At 50.0% G+C, this 2,500-nt stretch carries 2 tRNA genes and 2 rRNA genes (1 of these 4 cut by a window edge); all 4 read left to right on the forward strand.

What is annotated here, in order from left to right:
* Positions 1 to 189: 189 nt before the first annotated feature.
* Positions 190 to 1,750 (forward strand): 16S ribosomal RNA (locus ACYQ11_RS21630).
* Positions 1,751 to 1,863: 113 nt separating this feature from the next.
* Positions 1,864 to 1,941, forward strand: a tRNA-Ile gene (locus ACYQ11_RS21635).
* A gap of 4 nt (positions 1,942 to 1,945) precedes the next feature.
* Positions 1,946 to 2,021, forward strand: a tRNA-Ala gene (locus ACYQ11_RS21640).
* A gap of 167 nt (positions 2,022 to 2,188) precedes the next feature.
* Positions 2,189 to 2,500: ribosomal RNA gene (locus ACYQ11_RS21645) — 23S ribosomal RNA — on the forward strand; it runs 2,682 nt beyond the window's last position.
* The 16S and 23S rRNA genes sit together here with 2 tRNA genes alongside, the layout of an rRNA operon.

A 2,500-nucleotide genomic window follows, 5' to 3' on the forward strand; every position in this document is an offset into this window, starting at 1 on the left:
CAATCAAAAAAATAAAAACATTTTGATTGACAAAGCCAGACGGTTGAGATAGATTGATCTGGTTCGCTTGACGGGGAAGTTGAGCGGGTTTGGTCTTTGAAAACTAGGCAGTAAGTGCGAGAAAGTTCTCGATCAATTCGTAAGAGAGATCCGAGATTCTTTTGAAGAAGATTGGGTCAGGAAATAGTTTAATTGGAGAGTTTGATCCTGGCTCAGAATGAACGCTGGCGGCGTGCTTAACACATGCAAGTCGAACGAGAAAGTTTCCTTCGGGAAATGAGTAGAGTGGCGCACGGGTGAGTAACACGTGGGTAATCTACCCTTCAATTTGGGATAACATCGCGAAAGTGATGCTAATACCGGATGACATCCAGATGACTGCGGTTGTTTGGATCAAAGATGGCCTCTCCATGGAAGCTATTGTTGAGGGATGAGCCTGCGTACCATTAGCTAGTTGGTAGGGTAAAGGCCTACCAAGGCGACGATGGTTAGCTGGTCTGAGAGGATGATCAGCCACACTGGAACTGACACACGGTCCAGACTCCTACGGGAGGCAGCAGTGAGGAATTTTGCGCAATGGGGGCAACCCTGACGCAGCAACGCCGCGTGAGTGATGAAGGCCTTTGGGTCGTAAAACTCTGTCAGCAGGGAAGAAGTTATGGGATGTTAATACCATTTCATATTGACGGTACCTGCAAAGGAAGCACCGGCTAACTCCGTGCCAGCAGCCGCGGTAATACGGGGGGTGCAAGCGTTATTCGGAATTATTGGGCGTAAAGGGCGCGTAGGCGGCCTGCCAGGTCAGATGTGAAAGCCCGGGGCTTAACTCCGGAAGTGCATTTGAAACCGGTAGGCTTGAGTATGGGAGAGGAAAGTGGAATTCCTGGTGTAGAGGTGAAATTCGTAGATATCAGGAGGAACACCAGTGGCGAAGGCGACTTTCTGGACCAATACTGACGCTGAGGCGCGAAGGCGTGGGTAGCAAACAGGATTAGATACCCTGGTAGTCCACGCAGTAAACGTTGTTCACTAGGTGTAGCGGGTATTGACCCCTGCTGTGCCGCAGCTAACGCATTAAGTGAACCGCCTGGGAAGTACGATCGCAAGATTAAAACTCAAAGGAATTGACGGGGGCCCGCACAAGCGGTGGAGCATGTGGTTTAATTCGACGCAACGCGAAGAACCTTACCTGGATTTGACATCTCGGGAATCTTTATGAAAGTAGAGAGTGCCCTTCGGGGAGCCCGATGACAGGTGCTGCATGGCTGTCGTCAGCTCGTGTCGTGAGATGTTGGGTTAAGTCCCGCAACGAGCGCAACCCTTATCTTCAGTTACCATCATTAAGTTGGGGACTCTGGAGATACTGCCCCGGTTAACGGGGAGGAAGGTGGGGATGACGTCAAGTCCTCATGGCCTTTATGTCCAGGGCTACACACGTGCTACAATGGTATATACAAAGGGTCGCAACCTCGCGAGAGTGAGCCAATCCCATAAAGTATACCTCAGTTCGGATAGGAGTCTGCAACTCGACTCCTTGAAGTTGGAATCGCTAGTAATCGCGGATCAGCATGCCGCGGTGAATACGTTCCCGGGCCTTGTACACACCGCCCGTCACACCATGAGAGTTGATTGTACCAGAAGTCGTTGGGCTAACCTTTCGGGGGAGCAGGCGCCTAAGGTATGGTTGATAATTAGGGTGAAGTCGTAACAAGGTAGCCGTTGGGGAACCAGCGGCTGGATCACCTCCTTTCTAAGGATAGAAAGACAAGAGAACCGTGAACGCACTTACTGTTTAGTTTTTGGAGATCAGACCGAGATTGATCTTTATAATGTAGAGAAGTAGACGTAAGCTCGGTAAATTAGGGGCCTGTAGCTCAGTCCGGTTAGAGCGCACGCCTGATAAGCGTGAGGTCGATGGTTCAATTCCATCCAGGCCCACCATATCGGGGGATTAGCTCAGCTGGGAGAGCGCCTGCCTTGCACGCAGGAGGTCAGCGGTTCGATCCCGCTATCCTCCACCATACAAATGGTGACCGGGTAAGCAGAAGAGCAAGCAAAGCGATAGAGAGTTTTGTTTGTTGTTCTGCCTCGCAATCTCGATGGGATTGCGGGACGTAAAAATGATCTTTGACAATTTGGATTTAGATTCACTAAAGCGCTCAAAATTTTTAAGGTAAATACAATTTGTGGCTAAGCTACTAAGAGCAAACGGTGGATGCCTTGGTGCCAAGAGGCGATGAAAGACGTGGAAAGCTGCGATAAGCTTCGGGGAGCTGCTAAACAAGCATAGATCCGGAGATTTCTGAATGGGGAAACCCTGCAGGGATCATACCCTGTAACCGTATACTGAATACATAGGTATACGGGGCTAACGAGGAGAACTGAAACATCTAAGTACCCTCAGGAAGAGAAAGTAAAAACGATTTCCCAAGTAGCGGCGAGCGAACGGGAAAGAGCCCAAACCGTATGTGTGTCAAGCCTGCAAGCGTTGCATATACGG

The organism is Desulfatiferula olefinivorans (assembly GCF_054657895.1).